Source organism: Mycobacteroides franklinii, assembly GCF_002013895.1.
GTDB lineage: Bacteria > Actinomycetota > Actinomycetes > Mycobacteriales > Mycobacteriaceae > Mycobacterium > Mycobacterium franklinii.
In genome coordinates this window covers 431,846-451,750 of record NZ_MAFQ01000005.1, presented here as the reverse complement: position 1 = coordinate 451,750, position 19,905 = coordinate 431,846, and the positions used below count along the sequence as shown (strand labels likewise).

25 protein-coding genes are annotated in these 19,905 nt (G+C 64.2%); 16 read left to right on the top strand and 9 right to left on the bottom strand.

Translation table 11 applies throughout. The features are described 5' to 3' along the window. Positions 1-13: 13 nt before the first annotated feature. Genes B4393_RS09065 through B4393_RS09055 form a run of 3 tightly spaced genes read right to left on the bottom strand, consistent with a single transcriptional unit; the run spans position 14 to position 2,191 of the window. A complete protein-coding gene (locus B4393_RS09065) occupies positions 14-706 on the bottom strand; it encodes a GntR family transcriptional regulator (RefSeq protein ID WP_078333823.1) in 693 nt (230 codons plus the stop codon). Then, entirely contained in the window at positions 687-1,436 is a 750-nt protein-coding gene (locus B4393_RS09060; RefSeq protein ID WP_078333822.1) for a maleate cis-trans isomerase family protein, read from the bottom strand. The genes B4393_RS09065 and B4393_RS09060 overlap by 20 nt, the downstream gene beginning before the upstream one ends. Continuing rightward, a complete protein-coding gene (locus tag B4393_RS09055) occupies positions 1,436-2,191 on the bottom strand; it encodes a maleate cis-trans isomerase family protein (protein WP_070938083.1) in 756 nt (251 codons plus the stop codon). The genes B4393_RS09060 and B4393_RS09055 overlap by 1 nt, the downstream gene beginning before the upstream one ends. A gap of 186 nt (positions 2,192-2,377) precedes the next feature. On the opposite strand from B4393_RS09055, the gene B4393_RS09050 reads away from it, so the two are divergent. Both B4393_RS09050 and B4393_RS09045 read left to right on the top strand, forming a co-directional pair. Then, positions 2,378-3,322 carry a D-2-hydroxyacid dehydrogenase gene (locus B4393_RS09050; RefSeq protein WP_078333821.1) on the top strand — a complete coding sequence of 315 codons (945 nt, stop codon included), beginning with the start codon at positions 2,378-2,380 and terminating at the stop codon, positions 3,320-3,322. After that, entirely contained in the window at positions 3,315-4,706 is a 1,392-nt protein-coding gene (locus B4393_RS09045; RefSeq protein WP_078333820.1) for an amidase, read from the top strand. The genes B4393_RS09050 and B4393_RS09045 overlap by 8 nt, the downstream gene beginning before the upstream one ends. Here the strand turns inward: B4393_RS09045 and B4393_RS09040 are convergent. Continuing rightward, positions 4,703-5,197, bottom strand: a complete 495-nt coding sequence (locus B4393_RS09040) for a DUF3830 family protein (RefSeq protein WP_070938080.1) — start codon at positions 5,195-5,197, stop codon at positions 4,703-4,705. The two genes, B4393_RS09045 and B4393_RS09040, sit on opposite strands and share 4 nt — an antisense overlap. Continuing rightward, a complete protein-coding gene (locus B4393_RS09035; protein ID WP_078333819.1) occupies positions 5,197-6,474 on the bottom strand; it encodes an aspartate aminotransferase family protein in 1,278 nt (425 codons plus the stop codon). The genes B4393_RS09040 and B4393_RS09035 overlap by 1 nt, the downstream gene beginning before the upstream one ends. A 110-nt stretch (positions 6,475-6,584) precedes the next feature. Between B4393_RS09035 and B4393_RS09030 the strand changes: the two genes are divergently transcribed. The 11 genes from B4393_RS09030 (at position 6,585) to B4393_RS08985 (ending at position 15,340) form a co-directional block, all read left to right on the top strand. Further along, positions 6,585-8,000 carry an NAD-dependent succinate-semialdehyde dehydrogenase gene (locus tag B4393_RS09030; RefSeq protein WP_191988860.1) on the top strand — a complete coding sequence of 472 codons (1,416 nt, stop codon included), beginning with the start codon at positions 6,585-6,587 and terminating at the stop codon, positions 7,998-8,000. After that, positions 7,997-9,049, top strand: a complete 1,053-nt coding sequence (locus B4393_RS09025; RefSeq protein WP_078333817.1) for an isocitrate/isopropylmalate dehydrogenase family protein — start codon at positions 7,997-7,999, stop codon at positions 9,047-9,049. Before B4393_RS09030 ends, B4393_RS09025 begins: the two co-directional genes overlap by 4 nt. 110 nt (positions 9,050-9,159) lie before the next feature. Continuing rightward, positions 9,160-9,432, top strand: a complete 273-nt coding sequence (locus tag B4393_RS09020; protein ID WP_078281168.1) for a hypothetical protein — start codon at positions 9,160-9,162, stop codon at positions 9,430-9,432. Next, positions 9,429-10,238 carry a hypothetical protein gene (locus B4393_RS09015; RefSeq protein WP_070938076.1) on the top strand — a complete coding sequence of 270 codons (810 nt, stop codon included), beginning with the start codon at positions 9,429-9,431 and terminating at the stop codon, positions 10,236-10,238. Before B4393_RS09020 ends, B4393_RS09015 begins: the two co-directional genes overlap by 4 nt. 45 nt (positions 10,239-10,283) lie before the next feature. After that, positions 10,284-12,209 carry a fumarate reductase/succinate dehydrogenase flavoprotein subunit gene (locus B4393_RS09010; protein WP_078333816.1) on the top strand — a complete coding sequence of 642 codons (1,926 nt, stop codon included), beginning with the start codon at positions 10,284-10,286 and terminating at the stop codon, positions 12,207-12,209. A gap of 1 nt (position 12,210) precedes the next feature. Beyond that, on the top strand, positions 12,211-12,957 hold the full coding sequence (locus B4393_RS09005; protein WP_078333815.1) for a succinate dehydrogenase/fumarate reductase iron-sulfur subunit: 747 nt from the start codon (positions 12,211-12,213) through the stop codon (positions 12,955-12,957). Positions 12,958-12,970: 13 nt separating this feature from the next. Next, positions 12,971-13,579: an SRPBCC family protein gene (locus B4393_RS09000; protein ID WP_078333814.1), complete on the top strand. Its 609-nt coding sequence runs from the start codon at positions 12,971-12,973 to the stop codon at positions 13,577-13,579. A 74-nt stretch (positions 13,580-13,653) separates the two neighbouring features. Next, positions 13,654-13,809: a hypothetical protein gene (locus B4393_RS27170; protein WP_109420726.1), complete on the top strand. Its 156-nt coding sequence runs from the start codon at positions 13,654-13,656 to the stop codon at positions 13,807-13,809. An 81-nt stretch (positions 13,810-13,890) separates the two neighbouring features. Continuing rightward, positions 13,891-14,223, top strand: a complete 333-nt coding sequence (locus tag B4393_RS08995; protein WP_070938070.1) for an ArsR/SmtB family transcription factor — start codon at positions 13,891-13,893, stop codon at positions 14,221-14,223. After that, positions 14,220-14,726: an SRPBCC family protein gene (locus B4393_RS08990; protein WP_078333813.1), complete on the top strand. Its 507-nt coding sequence runs from the start codon at positions 14,220-14,222 to the stop codon at positions 14,724-14,726. Before B4393_RS08995 ends, B4393_RS08990 begins: the two co-directional genes overlap by 4 nt. A gap of 11 nt (positions 14,727-14,737) precedes the next feature. Beyond that, positions 14,738-15,340 carry a flavodoxin family protein gene (locus tag B4393_RS08985; RefSeq protein ID WP_109558272.1) on the top strand — a complete coding sequence of 201 codons (603 nt, stop codon included), beginning with the start codon at positions 14,738-14,740 and terminating at the stop codon, positions 15,338-15,340. Here B4393_RS08985 and B4393_RS08980 read toward each other — a convergent pair. Further along, positions 15,337-15,804, bottom strand: a complete 468-nt coding sequence (locus B4393_RS08980; RefSeq protein ID WP_078281161.1) for a winged helix-turn-helix transcriptional regulator — start codon at positions 15,802-15,804, stop codon at positions 15,337-15,339. The genes B4393_RS08985 and B4393_RS08980 overlap by 4 nt on opposite strands. Positions 15,805-15,893: 89 nt before the next feature. On the opposite strand from B4393_RS08980, the gene B4393_RS08975 reads away from it, so the two are divergent. After that, entirely contained in the window at positions 15,894-16,589 is a 696-nt protein-coding gene (locus B4393_RS08975; RefSeq protein ID WP_078333812.1) for an SDR family oxidoreductase, read from the top strand. A 34-nt stretch (positions 16,590-16,623) separates the two neighbouring features. Further along, complete coding sequence (locus tag B4393_RS08970; protein ID WP_078333811.1) at positions 16,624-17,058, top strand: tautomerase family protein; 435 nt, start codon at positions 16,624-16,626, stop codon at positions 17,056-17,058. Here the strand turns inward: B4393_RS08970 and B4393_RS08965 are convergent. After that, positions 17,055-17,543 carry a flavin reductase family protein gene (locus B4393_RS08965; protein WP_078333810.1) on the bottom strand — a complete coding sequence of 163 codons (489 nt, stop codon included), beginning with the start codon at positions 17,541-17,543 and terminating at the stop codon, positions 17,055-17,057. The genes B4393_RS08970 and B4393_RS08965 overlap by 4 nt on opposite strands. 28 nt (positions 17,544-17,571) lie before the next feature. Here B4393_RS08965 and B4393_RS08960 point away from each other — a divergent pair, with 28 nt between their 5' ends. After that, on the top strand, positions 17,572-18,369 hold the full coding sequence (locus B4393_RS08960) for a crotonase/enoyl-CoA hydratase family protein (protein ID WP_078333809.1): 798 nt from the start codon (positions 17,572-17,574) through the stop codon (positions 18,367-18,369). A gap of 92 nt (positions 18,370-18,461) precedes the next feature. Here B4393_RS08960 and B4393_RS08955 read toward each other — a convergent pair whose 3' ends face one another. Then, complete coding sequence (locus tag B4393_RS08955; RefSeq protein ID WP_078333808.1) at positions 18,462-18,773, bottom strand: hypothetical protein; 312 nt, start codon at positions 18,771-18,773, stop codon at positions 18,462-18,464. Positions 18,774-18,860: 87 nt separating this feature from the next. Continuing rightward, positions 18,861-19,826 carry an isopenicillin N synthase family dioxygenase gene (locus B4393_RS08950; protein WP_078333990.1) on the bottom strand — a complete coding sequence of 322 codons (966 nt, stop codon included), beginning with the start codon at positions 19,824-19,826 and terminating at the stop codon, positions 18,861-18,863. Positions 19,827-19,905: the final 79 nt, after the last annotated feature.

The window sequence follows — 19,905 nt, the reverse complement described above, 5'->3', positions numbered from 1 at the left end:
GCCCGGCTCGGATTTACTCCACCGATCCGCTCGCGGAGCCGCGGCGTGCCATGAGATGCACGACCGCATCGCGCATGTGCTCCTCGATCAGCCGATAGGCGGCGGGTGCGTCCCCGGCACCGATCGCCGCGCAGAGCACCTCGTGCTCGCGAACCTGCTCGCCGAGGTCCGCATAGGTGCCCTGTAGCTCACCCAGCAGCATCCGCGTCTCCAACAGCAACGTGCGCATGGCGCGGCGCAGCCGCGGGCTCCCCGAGCAGTCCACCAGGACCTCGTGAAACTCCTGATCGGCGTCCGTGACGGCGACGACATCGCCACGAGCGGCGGCCTCGGTCATCACAGCCACCGGCACGAGCAGACGCCGGTACGCGGTGACGGTATCGCCGGACATAATGCACTCCAGCGCCGCGCGCTCGATAGCGGCCCGCGACCGGTAGACGTCGTGCACGTCTTCGTCGGTGAGCTCGATGACAAAGATGCCGCGATTGCGTTCACTGCGCAACAAACCCTCGGACACCAAGCGCTGCATCGCTTCGCGTAGCGGCCCACGAGACACCGCGAACTGCGCCGCCAGTGATGCCTCGCCTAATTGCGCGCCCGGCGCCAGGACACCGCGCATGATCGCGATCCGCAACCGCTCCGCGATCAGCTCCGCGGTCGACTGCCGTTCCAGGGGTGCGAACTCCTCAGGTACCAGCGTCGTCATGTCGTCTCCTGAAAAGCCGCCCCAAACCCGGGAAATCGGGCACCTCTTTGATTAATCGCAAACCTTCCCACACCGTCACCTGGTTCGCGGTCAATACCGCCTTGCCCAGCCGCGACTCGAGCCGCTCGACATGCGCGATGGTGTGCATGGCGGTGTCCGGGATCAGCAGCGCCTCCGCATCTGAATGATCGTTGGCATCGGCCAGCCCATCGACCTGGTCGGAGGTAAGCCGGCCCACCTCCGCGGCGGTGTCGATGCCCGCCTCGCCCATCGACACCACCTCGATATCGTGCGCGGCCAGAAATGCGACGAACAACTCGGCGATATCGCGCGGATAGCTCGCGGCCACAGCCACCCTCGAAACACCCAGCGCAGCTGCAGCATTGACAAAAGCAAAGGACGTGCTGGACGCCGGAGTGCCGCTGCACTCCGACAGACCCGCGACCTGCTCGGCCGCGCCTCGCGGGCCGTAGACAAAGCTTCCCGAGGTGCAGGCCCACACGACGGCGCCCGGATCGTGGGGGCGTAGCAACCGAGCCCCCTCGGCGAGCTTCTCGGGGCTACCCAGGTCGAGCAACTCGGGAACCGCGTGCAAATCGGTGCCATAGATGTGCACAACAGGGAAGTTCATATCGAGCTGCCGCGCCACCAGCGGGTAATCCGACTCGGCCGCGTGATCCGGATAGATGAACCCCACCGTCGGCGCGAGTGGCCGTCCCTCGGACAACATCAGGTACCTCCTCCGAATACGTCGCGGAGCCATCGTCCCGGCCCCATCATGGGAAGACTCATCCGGTCCAGACAGGCCCAGATGGTCAGTTGGTTGGCGGTCAGTACCGGCTTGCCCAGCAGCCGCTCCAGCGGATCGATCACGTCGTAGGTGCGCAGATTGGTACAGCTGACGAAGATCGCTTCGGCATCGGCGGTGTCGGCGGCCAGAATCCGTTCGGCAACGGTGCGATAGTTGACCTTCCAGATGCCCCCGCCCAAACCCAAATGGTCTGTGCGCACCACCGTTACTCCTAACTCCCCCAGGAACTTCGCCAGCAGTTCGGTCAGCTCTGCGTCATACGGGGTAATGACGCTGATCCTGTTGATGTTCAGCGCGGTCACCGCTTCGGCCAGCGCCCCCGAGGTGGTGACGGCGGACTTGGCACCCGCCGCCATGATGGCCTGGACCAGCTCACGCTCGTGCTCGACACCGCGGATGAAACTTCCCGAGGTGCACAGGTAGGCAACAACTTCGGGCTCCACATGCAATACATCGCGGGTGGCCGCCTGCAGGTGGGAGGTGTTCGACACCAGCTCGGCCATGGCGCGGCTCACCGGTACCGGCTCGTACGGCGTCCGGGCCAGGTGTAGTGACACCTCTGCCGGAACCCATCGCCACAGCTCACGTTCCAGTGCGAGATCGAAGGGGGCGATGATGCCGATACCGCGCTGATCAGCCGACTCCGCGAAGTCGGGAAGAGACGAGAAATCCACCGGCAGGACCTAACACTCGCAGCATCGCTCTACGCCTGAGCCAGACCTGGTCATTTCCGACGCTCTTCGCGTAAGCAGCTCATCGCAACTCAGATTGTTGACAATCATACGATATCTTCATACCGTGTCAACGTGAGCGCCCGACGGATTGTCGCGGATGAGCAGCTTGCGCGAAGACAGACAGCCATGGATGACCAGCCTGCGCATAAACCAGTAACAGCCGTGCAGTACGCCCCGAATTCGATTCCGGATCGTCTCGCACCCGTGGCCGAGGCCGCTGAGCTACGGCTGGTGGAATCCGACCATTTGGCGACGGCGCTCCCCGGCGCCGAGATTCTCTTCGTGTACGACTTCCGCTCGACCGCACTACGCGAAACATGGTCCGCCGCCGATTCACTGCGCTGGGTACACATCGCCTCGACAGGCGTCGATCCGGTGCTGTTCGATGAGCTCGTCGAAAGCGACGTGGTGCTCACCAATTCACGTGGCCTCTTCGAGCGCCCCATCGCCGAATACGTGCTGGCACAAATTCTGGCCTTCGCCAAGGATATTCGCCGTTCCACCCGAGCGCAGGCGGCACTGAGCTGGCGGCACTTCGGGTCGGAGTCCATCGACAGTGTACCGGTGGCGGTGCTCGGCACGGGACCGATCGGCCAGGCGATCGCCACACTCCTGACCTCCGTGGGAATGCAGGTCACGGTGCTCGGCCGCACCGAATCCGCCGACTTGCCTTCACATGTGGGCGATGTCGAATACCTGGTGCTTGCCGCACCCCTCACCACCCAAACACATGCCGTCGTCAACGCCCGCGTGCTCTCGGCGATGCGACCGACCGCCCGGCTGATCAACGTGGGCCGCGGTGAGCTGGTGGGTACCTGGGATCTGGTGTCCGCACTGAACCGGGGCACCATCGCCGGAGCCGCCCTGGATGTCACCGATCCTGAACCACTGCCGGTGGGACATCCGTTGTGGCGCACGCCGAACACCCACATCACCCCGCATAACAGTGGTGATGTCCACGGTTGGTCCGACCGCCTGCAGGACCAATTCGTCACCAACTTCGAGCGCTATCTCCGGGGCGAAAAACTTCTGAATATCGTCGACAAGAACAGGATGCGCGGCAATGCATAAACCGACCGACCCCACCGAGATGACGGCCCTGGAGCTGGTGGCCGCGTACACCTCGGGAGAGCTGTCTCCGGTGGAGGCCACGGCGGCGGTACTGTCCAAAATCGCCCAAACCGACAGCACCATCAATGCGTACTGCCTCGTTGACGAGGAAGCTGCCCTGGCGGCGGCCACCGAATCCGAGGAACGGTGGCGGGGCCACTACACCCGCGGCCTACTCGACGGTGTGCCGATTTCCATCAAGGACGTCTTTCTCACCCGGCGCTGGCCCACCCTGCGCGGCTCCGGGCTGATCGATCCGGCCGGGCCGTGGGATGTGGATAGCCCCGCGGTAGAACGTATCCGGGCCGACGGCATGGTCATGGTCGGCAAGACCACCACTCCCGAGTTCGCCTGGAAGGGCGTCACCGACAGCCATCAGCGCGGGGTCACCCACAATCCGGCAGATCCGCGCCGCACAGCCGGCGGCTCTTCCGGCGGCAGCGCGGCGGCGGTGGCCGCCGGCATGGCACCGATGTCCATCGGCACCGACGGCGGAGGCAGCGTCCGGATACCCGCCAGCTTCTGCGGTGTGGTGGGCTTCAAGCCCACCCACGGTCGCATCCCGATGTATCCGATCAGCCCGTTCGGTCCGCTCGCTCACGGTGGCCCGATTACCCGAACGGTGGAAGACGCTGCGCTGCTTATGGACATCATCAGCCTGCCCGACCATCGCGACCCCACGTCACTGTCGCCGACCCTCACCACCTACCGCTCACAGGTATATCGCGACATGACCGGTCTGGATATCGCCTACTCCCCCACACTCGGTTACGTCGATGTCGACCCCGAGGTCGCCGACCTGGTGGAGAACGCGGTGAACGCACTCGACGAGGCGGGCCTGCCGGTCACGCGCGCAGACCCGGGCTTCAGCGATCCGATCGATGAATTCGAAACCCTCTGGGCCGCAGGCGCGGCAGCCAGTCTGAATAACTATGGCGCCCTTGATGACGTGCGTGCGGATATCGACCCCGGGCTGGCTCAGATGTGGGACACCGGAACCGGCGCCTCGGCCACCGAGTACCTGGCAGCGCGTAACACGTGTGTGCAATTGGGTGTCACCATGGGCGCATTCCATGAAATGCACAATGTGCTGATCACCCCGACGGTGCCGATTCCCGCGTTCCCGCTGGGTGCCGACGTCCCGCCGAACTCCGGAATGCGCTGGTGGGCGCAGTGGACACCATTCACCTACCCGTTCAACATGACTCAGCAACCCGCCTTGTCGATTCCGGTCGGCAAAACCTCGCAGGGGCTACCGGTCGGCATGCAGATCGTAGGCCCGCGGCACAGCGACGACCTGGTGCTGGCGGTGGGCCATTTCGCCGAACGGGTGCTCGCGGGCTAGGCCCGCGCAAAGGCCAGCTGCTCGCCCTGAACTCCGGTCAGCCACAGATCCTGGCAGGCCGCGGCGATATCGCCCAGCCCCTCTTCGATGGTCGCGAAGACGTTTCCGGGCACCCAGCCGGCATCACCGTTGATCAGCAAGTTGTTCCGGCCGTAAAAGATCGCCAGATCCGTGGCGCCCTGTGCCGAATGAGCTTCCGATCCAGGCTCGTATCCGTAGGCCGGGTTGCCGATTTCCCACGGCTCGAAACCGAAGAAGCACACGTCACCGGGTATCGGCGTGATGGTCGGGTTTTCCCGTCCGGGTGCCGGGAGTAGCGGCGGCAGCAGCGTGTACACCTCGTTGCGCGCATACTTGGCGTGATAGGCCTGCCCCACGGCCGGGAGCGAATTCCACACCGTTTCACAGGTTCTCGGGGCCTCGGCGTCCAGCAGCCGGGCACGGCAGGTGACACCCCGCTTGGTCAGCGTGATGGAGATGTAGCGATCCATCACAGCCCCGCCACCACGGTGTTCCAGATGCCGAGTGCATCGGATATCTGGTCGGCCGTGACCACCAGCGGCGGAATCATCCGCACCACATTCATATGCGGACCGCACATGAGCAGCAGCAAGCCGTTTTCAGCGGCCGCTGCCTGCGCCCGCGCCGCGAGGTGTGGCGCCGGCCGGCCATCCTGGCTGAACTCCACACCGACCATCAATCCGAGTCCACGCACATCGCCGTCGATTCCCCTGTCAGCGGCAATCTTTCGCGCGCCGTCGAGAAGTTCCTGACCGCGCGCCCGCGCATTCTCGACAAGCCGTTCCTCCTCGATCACATCGAGGGTCGCCAGCGCAGCCGCACACGCGACGGCATTGGCTCCGTAGGTACCGCCCTGTGAACCGGGCCAGGCGCGCCCCATCAACTCGGCGGAGGCCGCGATGCCTGAGATGGGGAAACCGCTCGCGATTCCCTTGGCCATCACCAGAATGTCTGGGGTGACACCGAAATGCTGATGTCCGAAATACGCTCCGGTACGTCCGAATCCGGTTTGCACCTCATCGAGCACCACGAGGATGCCGTGCTCACGCGCCCGCTCGGCAATGCCGGTGAGGAACTCGGTGTTGGCGGGAATGTACCCGCCCTCGCCGAGTACCGGCTCGATGACCATCGCCGCCACCTGATTGGGGGCTGTAGCTGTCGCGAAGAGGTAGTCGAGCTCTTGCAATGCGAATCGAGTGGCCTCTGCCTCGCTCCAGCCGTAGCGGTACGCCGTCGGGAACGGGGCGCTGTAAACACCCGCCATCAGCGGGCCAATACCCGAGGAGAATCGCGGGCCCGACGTGGTCATGGTGGCGGCGGCAAGTGTGCGCCCGTGAAATCCACCCTGGAATACCACGATATTGGGGCGGCCAGTGGCTTGTCGTGCCAACCGCACGGCGGCCTCGATGGCCTCACTGCCGGAGTTGGCGAAGAACAGCGAGTCCAGGTTCGGGGGCAGTACATCGCCAAGGCGCCGCACCAGATTCTGCAGCGGGCGGTGCATCACGGTCGTGTATTGCCCGTGGATGAGCGTGGCCACCTGCCGCTGCGCGGCCTCGACCACCCGCGGATGACAGTGACCGGTGCTCACCACGCCGATACCCGCGGTGAAATCCAGGTATTCGCGGTCTCTTTCGTCGTACAGATAGCAACCCTGGCCTCGCGCTGCGACCACCGGGGTGGCCTGCTTGAGAACGGGCGATAACGCGGTTGCGGATGAGCCCCTTGCGCGAAGACCGACAGTCACGGCATCCCTCCATCGATACACTCGGAACTATTGTCGATTGTTGACAATCTCCCTAGCATGGTGGCATGCATCCCGGCGCAGTGTCTACCCCCCTGTCGGCCAGCTCTTCGGTGGTCGCCAATGCCCTTACCCACCAGGACGGCCACGGCCCCACGTTCCCCGTCGTGGATCCCGCTACCGAGGAAGTGCTGGCCGACGTCGCCGATATGAATGGCTCCGCAGCACTCAACGCACTGGACAATGCCGTTGCCGCCCAACAAACCTGGTCCGCCACCACACCGCAGCAGCGTTCCGATGTGCTGATGCGCGCGTACACCCTGATGATCCAGCGCACCGAAGACCTGGCCCTGCTCATGACCCTGGAAATGGGCAAGCCACTGGCCGAATCGCGCGGTGAGGTCGCCTACGCGGCAGAGTTCTTCCGCTGGTTCGCCGGCGAAGCCGTGCGCCTGGACGGCGGCGTGATGCTGGCACCCGACGGCCAGTCACGGTTGATCGTGACGCACCGCCCGGTAGGACCAAGCCTGCTGATCACCCCGTGGAATTTCCCACTGGCCATGGGGACCCGCAAGATCGGCCCCGCATTGGCCGCGGGCTGCACGTGCCTGGTCAAGCCGGCCGAGCAGACACCACTATCGATGCTCGCCCTCCTGGGCATCCTGCGCGAGGCCGGCGTACCCGAGGGGGTGGTCTCGGTCATCACCACCGCCGACCCCGGCACGACCATGGCGCCGCTGCTCGCCGATCCGCGGGTCCGCAAGCTCTCGTTCACCGGGTCCACCGAGGTGGGCCGCTATCTGCTCGCGCAGTGTGCCGCTACCGTCAGACGCACCTCGATGGAGCTGGGCGGAAACGCGCCCTTCATCGTCTTTGACGACGCCGACCCGGACGAGGCTGCCGCCGGCGCGCTGATCGCGAAGATGCGCAATATCGGGCAGGCCTGTACCGCCGCCAACCGCATTTACGTGCAGCGCGGTATCGCCGGGCCGTTCACCGAAGCGCTCACCGCGAGGATGTCGGCCCTGCGCATGGGTCGCGGTACCGAGCAGGGCGTGGAGGTGGGCCCGCTCATCGACCCCGATGCCGTGTCCAAGGCCGGTCGGCTGGTCACTGACGCCCGCAAGCGTGGTGCCACAGTGAGATTGGGCGGCGAGGCGCCCGGTGGTACCGGGTACTTCTATCCGCCGTCGGTATTGACCGATGTGCCCGATGACAGCGACATGATGCGCACGGAGATCTTCGCCCCCGTCGCCGCGATAGCGAGCTTCGATACCGAGGAGGAAGTGATCGCACGCGCCAACGATTCCGAATTTGGCTTAGTGGCATACCTTTACACCAATGACACCCGGCGCGGATGGCGCGTGTCCGAGGCACTGGAGACCGGTATGGTGGGTCTGAACCGACCCGTCGTGTCCACTCCTGCCGCACCGTTCGGGGGTGTGAAACAGTCCGGAATAGGACGCGAAGGGGGATTCGCGGGAATCGAGGAGTTCATGGAGACCAAATACATCGGCGCGGCCGTATGAGCGGCCGGATGCGAGTAGCCACCATCCCGGGCGACGGCATCGGCGTCGATGTCACCCGGGAGGCGGTCAAGGTGATGGATGCCGCCACCGGCGGCAGAATCGAATGGACCGAATTCGACTACTCCTGTGAGCGATACGCCAAGACCGGGGCGATGATGCCGGCCGACGCTCCGGCGACGCTGGCCTCGTTCGACGCGATTCTACTTGGCGCCGTGGGATACCCGGGCGTCCCCGATGACGTGTCATTGTGGGGCCTGCTGATCCCGCTGCGGCGCGCGTTCAACCAATACGTGAACCTGCGGCCAGTACGCCTACTGCCCGGAATCGCCTCGCCCCTGGCCGGAGTTTCCGCGGACGCCCTCTCGATGGTCATCGTCCGCGAGAACTCCGAGGGGGAATACTCCACCATCGGTGGAGTACACAATCGCGGCAATCAACACGAATTCGCTTTGCAGGAATCGGTTTTCACCCGCATCGGATGCGAGCGAATCATCCGGTACGCATTCGAACTGGCCGCCTCGGCGGGGTTCCGAGTCTGCTCGGCGACCAAGTCGAACGGCATCATTCATTCAATGCCATACTGGGACAGCATCTTCAATCAGATAGCCGCCGAGTATCCGCAGGTACCGTCCATGTCGATGCACGTCGACGCCCTCGCCGCGCGCATGGTGAGCGACCCCGGAAGCCTGGATGTCATCGTCGCGTCAAACCTCTTTGGCGATATCTTGTCTGATCTGGCGGCAGCGGTCACCGGAGGACTCGGGCTCGCGGCATCCGGAAACATCAACCCGGAACGCACGGCCATCTCCATGTTCGAATCGGTGCACGGCTCGGCCCCCGATATTGCCGGGCAAGGCATCGCGAATCCCGTCGCGCAGATACTCGCCGGCGCAATGCTCCTGGATCATCTCAACGAGTCCGGCACCGCCAACAAGATCCGCCGGGCCGTCGACCAGGTACTGGCAGAAGGTCGCGTCCGTACCCCCGATCTCGGCGGTACCGCCACCACCGAACAGCTCGGCACAGCAATCGCGGAATCCGCCCGGTGATCTTGAATTAACCAAAGACATCAGTGACTTGTGTCACTTCCCGTTCGGATGTCCTGGCAAGATGGGTGTCGTAGCCTGTGATCCACGACACCTTCAGCCCAAGGAGTCCGATGTCGACGAAGACGGAGCTCACCGAGCTCAACCAAGCACTTGGCAGCCTGCGCCGCTGCGTCCATTCCCTGGAGTCTCGGTACGGCGACCTGCCGGCCGTACGCCGCATCGTCAATGACGTAGAGCGGCTGGACATCGACGCCGCGGACCTGGACCTCTCGCCGCATGAACACCGCCATGGCAGCAACGAGAAGATTCAGATCCCCGACACCGAGTACGACCGGGAGTTCTGGGGCGATATCGACGACGAAGGAGTTGGTGGCTACAGATGAGTCAAGCCACCGGGGTCTTCTCGCCTTCGCGTGCCCACATTCCGGAGCGCACCCTGCGCACCGACAAATGGTGGCTCGCACCATTACTCACCAACCTCGGCCTGGCGACCTTCGTCATCTACGCCACCGTGCGGGCCTTCTGGGGCAGCGCGTACTGGGTGCCGCAGTACCACTACCTGACGCCGTTCTATTCGCCATGCGTCAGCACCGCCTGCGCGCCCGGGGCCAGCCATTTCGGCCATTGGGTGGGTGAGCTGCCGTGGTTCATCCCCATGGCGTTCATCTCGCTGCCGTTCCTGCTGGCCTTCCGGCTGACCTGCTATTACTACCGCAAGGCGTACTACCGGTCGGTCTGGCAGTCCCCGACAGCCTGCGCGGTCGCCGAACCTCACGCGAAGTACTCCGGTGAGACCAAGTTGCCGCTCATCATGCAGAACATCCACCGGTACTTCTTCTACGCCGCCGCGCTCATCTCCCTCGTCAACACCTACGACGCCATCGTCGCCTTTCATTCCGAGAAGACCGGCGGCTTCGGATTCGGCTTGGGCAACGTGATTCTGGTGACCAACGTCGTCCTGCTGTGGGTGTACACGGTGTCCTGCCACTCTTGCCGGCATGTCACTGGCGGCCGGCTCAAGCACTTCTCCAAACACCCTGTCCGATATTGGGTCTGGACACAGGTCAGCAAGCTCAACACCAGGCACATGTTGTTCGCCTGGATCACGCTGGGCACGCTGATCCTCACCGACCTGTACATCATGCTGGTGTCCAGCGGAACCATCTCGGACCTGAGATTCATTGGTTAGCAGCAAAATTCACATCCATACTCGTAAACAACCTGGGGTTAATTAATGGCTGAACTCGAACGGCACCAATACGACGTGGTCGTGATCGGTGCCGGTGGCGCCGGCCTGCGCGCCGTCATCGAGGCACGCGAACAGGGCTTCAAGGTCGCGGTGATCTGCAAGTCCTTGTTCGGCAAGGCGCACACCGTGATGGCCGAGGGCGGTTGCGCGGCATCGATGGGGAACGCCAACGACAAGGACAGCTGGCAGGTGCATTTCGGCGACACCATGCGCGGCGGCAAGTTCCTGAACAACTGGCGGATGGCAGAGCTGCACGCCAAGGAAGCACCGGATCGGGTCTGGGAGCTGGAAACCTACGGCGCGTTGTTCGACCGGACCAAGGACGGGCGCATCAGCCAGCGCAACTTCGGCGGCCACACCTATCCGCGACTGGCGCACGTCGGCGACCGCACCGGCCTGGAGATCATCCGCACCATGCAGCAGAAGATCGTCTCGCTGCAGCAGGAGGATTTCGCCGAGACCGGTGACTACGAGGCGCGTATCAAGATATTCGCCGAATGCACCATCACCGATCTGCTCTTGGACAGCACCGAAGGCGTTTCCAGAATCGCCGGCGCGTTCGGGTACTGGCGCGAGAGCGGCCGATTCATCCTGTTCGAAGCTCCCGCAGTGGTTTTGGCGACGGGCGGAATCGGCAAGTCATTCAAGGTCTCGTCGAACTCCTGGGAGTACACCGGCGATGGCCACGCGTTGGCGCTGCGCGCCGGCGGAACACTGATCAACATGGAGTTCATCCAGTTTCACCCGACCGGCATGGTCTGGCCGCCCTCGGTCAAGGGCATCCTGGTCACCGAGGGCGTGCGCGGCGATGGCGGCGTGCTGAAGAACTCCGAGGGCAAGCGCTTCATGTTCGACTACATCCCTTCGGTGTTCAAGGGGCAATACGCCGAAACCGAAGAAGAAGCCGATCAGTGGCTCAAGGACAACGACTCGGCACGGCGCACTCCTGACCTGCTGCCCCGCGACGAGGTCGCCCGGGCGATCAATGCCGAGGTCAAGTCCGGCCGCGGCACCCCGCACGGCGGCGTGTACCTGGACATCGCCTCGCGTATTCCCACCGAGGAGATCAAGAAGCGGCTGCCGTCGATGTATCACCAGTTCAAGGAGCTGGCCGAGGTCGACATCACCAAAGACGACATGGAAGTCGGACCGACCTGTCACTACGTGATGGGCGGTATCGAGGTCGATCCCGACAGCGGGGCCGCCACGGTGCCGGGCCTCTTCGCGGCCGGTGAATGTTCCGGCGGCATGCATGGCTCAAACCGGTTGGGCGGCAACTCCCTTTCCGACCTGCTGGTGTTCGGTCGGCGCGCCGGCCTCGGGGCCGCCGAGTACGTCAAGGGCATCACGTCTCGCCCACACATCACCGAGGCCGACGTCGACAGGGCCGCCACCCTGGCATTGGCACCCTTCGGCGATCCGGCAGCCCCAGGTGCGGAGAACCCGTACACCCTGCACACCGACTTGCAGCAGGCGATGAACGACCTGGTCGGCATCATCCGCAAGGAGGAGGAAGTCGAGCAGGCCCTGGTCAAGCTGAACGAACTCAAAGAACGCTTCAAACACGTTGCGGTGGAGGGTCATCGGCAGTTCAACCCGGGCTGGCACCTGGCGATCGATATGCGCAACATGCTGCTGGTGAGCGAATGCGTGGCCAAGGCGGCGCTGCTGCGCACCGAGAGCCGCGGCGGGCACACCCGCGACGACCACCCGAACATGGACGCCACCTGGCGCAAGACGCTGCTGGTGTGCAGCACCACCGGCGGCGATCCGGCCGTTCCCGACGTGCTCGTCACCCCCGAGCCGCAAACCCCCTTGCGCCCAGATCTTTTGGAGCTGTTCGAGATCGGGGAGCTGGAGAAGTACTTCACACCGGAAGAACTGGCAGAACATTCGGGAAGGAAATCCTGACGTGAGCTACGACGCACAACTCCGGGTCTGGCGAGGCGACGATGACGGCGGTGAGCTCGTCGACTACACCGTTTCGGTGAGCGAAGGCGAGGTGGTGCTCGACATCATCCATCGCATCCAGGCCACTCAGGCCTCGGACCTGGCGGTGCGCTGGAACTGCAAGGCCGGCAAGTGCGGCTCCTGCTCGGCCGAGATCAACGGCCGCCCCCGGCTGATGTGCATGACCCGGATGTCGACGTTCGACGAGTCCGAGACCGTCACGGTGACCCCCCTACGAGCCTTCCCGGTGATCCGCGACCTGGTCACCGATGTCTCGTTCAACTACCAAAAGGCCAGGGAAGTCCAGTCATTCACGCCGCCCAAAGGGCTGAAGCCCGGCGAATACCGGATGCAGCAGGAGGATGTGGAGCGGTCGCAGGAGTTCCGCAAGTGCATCGAATGCTTCCTGTGCCAAAACACCTGTCACGCGGTGCGTGACCACGAGGAGAACAAAAAAGCCTTCGCCGGGCCGCGTTATCTGATGCGCGTGGCCGAGCTCGAAATGCACCCGCTCGATGTCGCCGACCGCCGTGAGGCGGCGCAGGAGGAACTCGGCCTTGGCTATTGCAACATCACCAAGTGCTGCACCGAAGTGTGCCCGGAGGGCATCCACATCACCGACAACGCACTGATCCCCATGAAGGAACGCGTCGCCGACCGCAAGTACGATCCGATCGTGTGGTTGGGCAACAAGCTGTTCCGACGCTAGCGAGGTTGTGGCGATGGAAACCTGGCTGATCATCGTCATCGTGGTCGCGTGCCTGGCAGCCGCAGGTGCCGTCGCGGGCTTGATCCTGTTGGCGATTCTGGCCGCAGGCGGAATCTCGGCAGCCCGATTCAACCTCACCCCAGTCGCCGCCGATCAACTCCGCGAATATCTGCACTCCGAGGCATCTTTTGCGATTACCGTGCAGCGCGACTTCTTCTATCCGCCCGATCAGGTCTTCAAGGCCCTTCTCGACGAACGGTTCCTGAGCTGGACCCTCTTCACCAAGGGCGTGGACTACGCCGGCACCGCATTGCGCGACGTGGGAACCAAGCGCGCGTTGGTCAACACCTTCTGCGTACTGGCCGAACAGATCGTCGTCAACGAGCCCGGCCGTGTTCTGGGTGTCACCACCACCGCGTGTTCCGTTCCGTTGGTTCTCGATTCGGCCGCGGAGGTCTTTGAGGTGGCAGACAACGGCACCGGCGGCACTCGGCTGACCTGGCACCTCGGCGGCACACCCAAGTGGGTGGGCTGGCTACCGCTGCGTGTCGTCGCGCCCATCCTCCGACCCTTCGTGAAATGGCAGCTCGGCAAGCTCCGCTCGATCATCGGCCACCGCTGAGCTCCAAGTAGTCGGCCGGGACTTTGTGGCACCTCGCCAATGCCCATTGCTCGCGATGCGGGCAGCATCGGGATATGGGTGACACCGTGAGCGTCGCGGATCTTCGTACCGCGATCAAGGAACTCTCGCTACGTGCCGATCTCGCCGAGCGCGAAGGTCGGCCCGATGATGCCAGCGAGCTCCGTGATCGCGTCCGCGGCTACCAAGAAGAACTCGCCAAGCGTCCCTAGGCTGCCCCGCCCCGGGACGTCGTTGCCTCAGACGCCTTATATTCTATTGCGTCTATATAGATGGAATGCAATACTCGATGCATGGACGTCTTCGAAGCGGTCGCCGAGCCAAGCAGACGGATCCTGCTCGATGCCCTGGCGGGCGGCGAATGGACCGCCGGAGATCTCGTCGCAACACTGCCCGGCCTGACCCAACCCACCGTCTCGCGCCATCTTCGGGTGCTGCGCGACGTAGGACTGGTCGACGTCAGGCCGGATGCGCAACGCCGGATTTATGCGTTACGCGCGCACGGTCTGGCCGAGATCGACCAATGGATCGATCCGTACCGGCACTTCTGGAATGACCACCTGGACGCGCTGGAACGACACCTGGCCCGCACCCAGACCCGTCACGACATCAAGGACGCCGAATGAACGACCGCCTCGGTCGGCTCACCGTGCACGGTGACCGAGCCACCCTCACCTTCGAACGCCACCTGCCGTATCCCGTGGAGACGGTGTGGTCGGCCATCACCGACCCCGAACAACGCCGCGCGTGGATCGGTCGGACCACCCTGGAGTCCCGCGCAGGTGGGCAATTCGAGATGGTCCCGTCCGGCCCTCCACTGCCGCCGGAAGCAAAACGCGTGACCGGCCGCATCCTGGTCTGGGAGCCGCCACATGTTCTCGAGCACGAGTGGAAGCAGTCGATTGTCGACGACAGCGTGGTGCGGTATGAACTGAGTGCCGACGGCGCCGGAACCCTGCTTCGGTTCACCCACCGCGGCCTGAGCGTGCCGCACGCCAATGGTTTCCGGCCCGGTACCCACGCCATTCTCGACCGGCTCATCGCCTACCTTGCCGACCAGCCGATGCCGGAATGGGGGCAGCGCTACCAGGAAGTCGCTGACCTCATCGCTGCCACAAGCACGGACTGAGGGCAATCATCATGCCCCTCAATGGATTCAGCCCCCGTGTCATCATCGTGTACCACTCCGGTTTCGGACACACCGCCGCGTTGGCCCAGTCCGTCTTCGACGGGGCACGCGAAGGCGGCGCGGAGGTGACGGTGATTTCGGCCGCCGACATGACGGACGCCGATTGGGATGCCGTGGACAGCGCGGATGCCCTGGTCTTCGGCAGCGCCGTCTATATGGGCAATGTGGCGGCGGGCTTCCAGTCCTTCGCCGAGAAGACCGGAGCCCGTTGCATGGCCGGCACCTGGCGCGACAAGGTGGCCGCCGGATTCGTGAATTCCGGTGCGAAGTCGGGAGACAAGCTGCACGCGTTGAACTCACTGGCCATCTTCGCCGCTCAGCACCACATGCATTGGGTGAGCCTGGGCCTCACTGCCGGATGGATGAGCGCCGGCGGCAGCGAGCACGATCTGAACCGGCTCGGCTTCTGGCTGGGCGCCGGCGCGCAGACCGATGTGGACGCCGACCCCGACGACATTCACCCGGCCGATCTACGGACCTGCCGCCACCTCGGCCAGCGCGTGGCCACGGTGACGCGGCAGCTGGTCGCGGGACGGCTTGCGACGACAATCTAGGGACGCGCGCGGCGAATCTCGATTCCGTCAGCGGATACCGCCTGGCCGGGCCGCGATGTCACTTCCACCTCTATTTCCCGCCCAGTCTTCTTGTCGATCAACGTCAGTGGCTTGTGCCCGTCCTGCAGATACTCGTCCCCCCATTTGAGCAGTGACAGCAGTACCGGGAGTAAATCCTTGCCCATCTGGGTCAGCACGTACCCGTCCCGCTCCCGCTGACCGGGTTCCCGGTAGGGCACCTTCTCGACGACGCCTGCCGCCTCCAGCTGTTTGAGTGCGCGCGATACCGCCGGCGCGGACACCCCGATGCGCTCGGAGAACTCGTCGAATCGAGTTGAGCCGTAGAAGCACTCGCGGACGATCAGGAAGGCTGTCTTGGTGCCCAGCAGATCCAGGGCCTTCCCGATCGAACACTCTTCGGTCTTCCACCGAGAGCGGTCCTGCAGTAGCCGCTCAAAGTCCATGCTCACCAGGCCATTGTAACTAACGCTTGCGTTATTCAGCTAGCCCGGCTAGCGTTCTGACTAATGCAATCGTTAGTTAGGAGATGGGAATGATCGAAAACAAGGTCGTACTGGTCACCGGTGGTCGCCGCGGGCTGGGGGCTGCCCTCGTCGATGAGGTGCTGCGCCGCGGTGCGCGCAAGGTGTACAGCACCGCCCGCGAATCATTCGAGGACCCGCGCGAGCAGGTAGTCACCAAACAACTCGAAGTCACCTCCGAGGACTCGGTGGCGGCGCTGGCCCGCGAGCTCACGGATGTGGAGATCGTGGTCAACAACGCCGGTGTGCTGCATCCCGATTCGCTGCTCACCGGGGATTTCGACCGCATCGATGCGACATTCCAGACCAACGTGTTCGGCCCACTACGAGTCATCAGGGCATTCGCGCCCATCCTGAAGACCCACGGCGGCGGCGCGATCGTCAACATCCACTCGGTGCTCTCGTGGCTCGGCGGAGCCGGAGCCTACGGGGCATCGAAGGCAGCCATCTGGTCGGTCACCAACACCCTGCGCCTGGAGCTCGAAGCGCAGAACACCCAGGTACTCGGCGTCCACGCCGGTTTCATCGACACCGACATGGTGTCGGCATTGCCTGTCGCCAAGACGCCGCCCGCGGTGATCGCGGCACGCATCATCGACGCGCTGGAAAAGGGCGACAACGAGGTACTCACCGATGACCTCACCGTCCAGATCAAGTCCCAACTGGCCGGCCCCGTCGAGAACCTGGCCTACCGCCCCGGCCACTGACGCCCACCAATACACCGAACCCAAGGAGCCCGACATGCCGCTGTGGACGATCTATCACACGCCAAATGTCTTTTCCGACAAGGAGAAATCCGAACTCGCCAAGAGCATCACCGAGGTATACGTCGCTGTGGGGCTTCCCCGGTTCTACGTGGTCACGGTGTTCAAGGAGATTGAGCCGGTTGACTTGTATGTGGGTGGTGAACAGGCGGACACCGCCGTGCGGGTCGTCGTCGATCACATTGCCCGCACCCAGCCCGACACGGCCGCACGCGAGCGCGTCACCCGGCGCCTGGGCAACGTGCTCAGGCCGTATCTGGACAGACCGGGGCTGCACTGGGAGTTCCACGTCGACGAGACCAGCGAGGAGCTCTGGATGATCAATGGGCAGGTACCGCCGCCGATGCACTCGGACGCAGAACGTGAATGGGCGCGGACCAATCGGTCCAGCCCGTACACCGCCGCGGTCTAACCCAGCAGCTTGCGGAACTTACTGCGGTGGAACACGATCGGCGCGACCGATGAATGCACCGTCAGCCCGTGAATGTTCAGGATGACGATCGCGTGATCACCGGCCGGCACCTCGGACTCGATGGACGTCTCAATCCAGGCCGTGGTGCCGCCGATGAACACGGCACCGGTTTCCGTGGTCGAGGTATCCAGCCCGGCGAAGCGGTCACCGGTCTTGGCCGCCAGTGTCCGCGCGGCATCGTCGTGCGATTCCCCCAGCACGCTGATGCCCAGGCGCGGAGCCGCCCGCAGATTGGGCCATGTGGTCGAGGAATTCTGCACGCAGAACGCCACCAGCGGCGGATCCAATGACACCGGAACAAACGTGCTGGCCGCCAATCCGGTTCGCGTCCCACCGATCTCGGCGGCAATCGCCACCACACCGGTCGGGAAGTGCCCGAACGCTTCCCGCAGCGTCGCCGCGTCCAAGCTGGTATCGCTCGTCATAACTGGATGTCACCTCTAGTCTTGCTTCATGACGTCACATGTGACCCTACGCGTCGACGGACAGGTAGCTCGCGTCACCTTGTCTCGGCCCGAGAAGCTCAACGGACTCACCATCGACATGCTGGGCGGGCTGACCGCCGCCGCCCGCCATATTGCCTCGGACAACTCGATCCGGGTGGTGGTGCTGTCCGGTGAGGGGGACACATTTTCCACCGGGCTGGATTTCGCGGCCGCCGGGAAAGATCCGGCACGCGTTGTCGCGAACTTCATTCCACTCCCCTGGCTGGGTACCAACGGTTTCCAAGAGGCCTGCTGGGCGTGGCGCCGGCTCCGTGTTCCGGTGATCGCCGTCATTCAAGGTCGTTGCTACGGCGGTGGGCTGCAGCTGGCGCTGGCCGCCGACTTCCGGTTCACCACGCCCGACGCCGAGTTCTCCATTCTCGAAGCCAAATGGGGCCTGATCCCCGATATGTCCGGAAGCGTCACGCTGAGTCAATTGATCGGAATCGACACCGCCAAGCGCCTCACCATGACCGGTGAGATGTTCGACGGCTTCTACGCGAAGGAAATCGGACTTGTCACCCAGGTGAGCGCCGACCCCGAAGCCGACGCGGCCGAGCTCATCGATCAGATCCTGTCGCGCTCCCCCGATTCGGTGGCGGCCACCAAGACCCTCTTCGACAAGGCGTGGTCGATGGTGCCGCGGCGCGCCTTCGGACTGGAGCGTCGCCTTCAGCTGCGACTCATGCGCGGAGCCAACTTCGCCATCGCACGTAAGGCCGGGATCGAGAAGACCGAACCGCAGTTCCAGGCCCGCAGCATGTAACGCGTGCGCGATCGGAGCACGACCGAGCGGGTTCCGACCGGCACTAAAGCATTGCCTGCGCGGCCCGCCCTCAAGTGATCTTGTTTCGCTCGTTACGCCGCAGGCACGCAGTCACGAAGCTCGGGCGCCATGCCGTACGGGCCCCACATCTGTCGCTCGGCGTCTTGGCGTGCTTCACCCTCGTTACTTCCGCGACCAATAACCGTGCCCGCCCATTGCTTCATGCCGAAGCCCATTCCGGGCATGCTTCCCGGGCCAAATCCCGGCGGTCCGAAGTTGTTATCGGCATAGACCTGGCATTGGACCGCAACGGGGCCCTCTCCGGGTGCTGCCGACACTATGGGCGCAGCGAACACAGATATCGCCAAACCGAACCCCGCCGCCATCGAACAAATCGTCCGCATGGTTCTCCTCCTCAGTATGTGGCATTAGTTTGCCACAACCTGAGTATTACGCGCACCACCGGTTCGCGGCGCAGATTTGCACGATCGCTACCTGCCGAGGTGACCATGCGCGGCGGCCACATCAGGATGGGCCCGCAGTCGGCTCTTCCAGGCGTTCTCGCCGTAGGTCGAGTGAATCGGATCGCCCGGATCGGCACTGACGCCGCGCGCCCGGTCCCGCAGTTCCAGCGGCAGCTCCAGCGCCGGGATGTGCGCGTCCAACCTCGGATTGAAGAAGTACGCGACCGACATGCGCGGCGTACCCGTCAGCGTCACCCGATGGCGCGTGGCACGCAGATACCCGCCACTGGCCCGCTCCAGCAGCTCACCGATGTTCACGATGAATGCTCCTGTGCGCCCGGGTGCCTCCAGCCACGTCCCGTCCACCTCGACCTGCAGGCCCCCGACATCCGGCTCGGCCAGCAGCAAGGTCAGCACACCCGAGTCGCGATGCGCGCCCACTCCCTGTTCGGTGGTCCCACTGGCCGGATAACGGATGACCTTGATCAGGGTCGCCGGTTCGGCACCAAATGCCTCGTCGAAGACTCCCCCCGCCGAACCAAGGGCAATAGCCCACTCCCTCAGAAGTTTTCGCCCCACACTCGCCAGAGCCGCGTCCCAGCTTTCGAGTGCCGCCCTCAATTCCGGGACCGCCTCCGGCCACTGATTGGGCCCCTGCAACCACATGTAGTCGCGGCCCTGTCCCGTCAGGCTGGCTGTGCGTTCCGGCCCGACGTCGATCTGCTCACGCCAGTCGGTGAATCCACCGGTCAGCTCTCCGCCCAACCGGGTGAATCCACGAAAATGCGGGCTTCGCACCATCGCGATGGCGTCCTTGTCAGCCTCGGGAAGGGCAAAGAGCTTGCGGGCCGCCGACAGCACCCTGTCGATCAGCAGCGGCGAAACACCGTGCCCGGTGAGGTAGAAGAACCCGACTTCGTGGGTGACCTCGCGCAGGGCCGTGCGTAGCTGTACCGGATCGCTGGACAGGTCGACGACGGGAAGCTCACCCACACCACCATGGTCCCCCGCATGCCTTACAGGGGCCACGGTCTTGACCGCCATGAGGAAATATCCCAAGTACGATGACCAA

Bases quoted from the DNA above. Each gene is read 5' to 3' on its own strand.
- B4393_RS09015 (WP_070938076.1), top strand. From the start codon at position 9,429: ATGAGTCAAGCCACCGGGGTCTTCTCGCCTTCGCGTGCCCACATTCCG.
- B4393_RS08970 (WP_078333811.1), top strand. From the start codon at position 16,624: ATGCCGCTGTGGACGATCTATCACACGCCAAATGTCTTTTCCGACAAG.
- B4393_RS08975 (WP_078333812.1), top strand. From the start codon at position 15,894: ATGATCGAAAACAAGGTCGTACTGGTCACCGGTGGTCGCCGCGGGCTG.
- B4393_RS08990 (WP_078333813.1), top strand. From the start codon at position 14,220: ATGAACGACCGCCTCGGTCGGCTCACCGTGCACGGTGACCGAGCCACC.
- B4393_RS09045 (WP_078333820.1), top strand. From the start codon at position 3,315: ATGCATAAACCGACCGACCCCACCGAGATGACGGCCCTGGAGCTGGTG.
- B4393_RS08955 (WP_078333808.1), bottom strand. From the start codon at position 18,773: ATGCGGACGATTTGTTCGATGGCGGCGGGGTTCGGTTTGGCGATATCT.
- B4393_RS08960 (WP_078333809.1), top strand. From the start codon at position 17,572: ATGACGTCACATGTGACCCTACGCGTCGACGGACAGGTAGCTCGCGTC.
- B4393_RS08980 (WP_078281161.1), bottom strand. From the start codon at position 15,804: ATGGACTTTGAGCGGCTACTGCAGGACCGCTCTCGGTGGAAGACCGAA.
- B4393_RS08965 (WP_078333810.1), bottom strand. From the start codon at position 17,543: ATGACGAGCGATACCAGCTTGGACGCGGCGACGCTGCGGGAAGCGTTC.
- B4393_RS09050 (WP_078333821.1), top strand. From the start codon at position 2,378: ATGGATGACCAGCCTGCGCATAAACCAGTAACAGCCGTGCAGTACGCC.
- B4393_RS09000 (WP_078333814.1), top strand. From the start codon at position 12,971: ATGGAAACCTGGCTGATCATCGTCATCGTGGTCGCGTGCCTGGCAGCC.
- B4393_RS09025 (WP_078333817.1), top strand. From the start codon at position 7,997: ATGAGCGGCCGGATGCGAGTAGCCACCATCCCGGGCGACGGCATCGGC.
- B4393_RS08995 (WP_070938070.1), top strand. From the start codon at position 13,891: ATGGACGTCTTCGAAGCGGTCGCCGAGCCAAGCAGACGGATCCTGCTC.
- B4393_RS09010 (WP_078333816.1), top strand. From the start codon at position 10,284: ATGGCTGAACTCGAACGGCACCAATACGACGTGGTCGTGATCGGTGCC.
- B4393_RS09040 (WP_070938080.1), bottom strand. From the start codon at position 5,197: ATGGATCGCTACATCTCCATCACGCTGACCAAGCGGGGTGTCACCTGC.
- B4393_RS27170 (WP_109420726.1), top strand. From the start codon at position 13,654: ATGGGTGACACCGTGAGCGTCGCGGATCTTCGTACCGCGATCAAGGAA.
- B4393_RS09060 (WP_078333822.1), bottom strand. From the start codon at position 1,436: ATGTTGTCCGAGGGACGGCCACTCGCGCCGACGGTGGGGTTCATCTAT.
- B4393_RS09020 (WP_078281168.1), top strand. From the start codon at position 9,160: ATGTCGACGAAGACGGAGCTCACCGAGCTCAACCAAGCACTTGGCAGC.
- B4393_RS09065 (WP_078333823.1), bottom strand. From the start codon at position 706: ATGACGACGCTGGTACCTGAGGAGTTCGCACCCCTGGAACGGCAGTCG.
- B4393_RS08985 (WP_109558272.1), top strand. From the start codon at position 14,738: ATGCCCCTCAATGGATTCAGCCCCCGTGTCATCATCGTGTACCACTCC.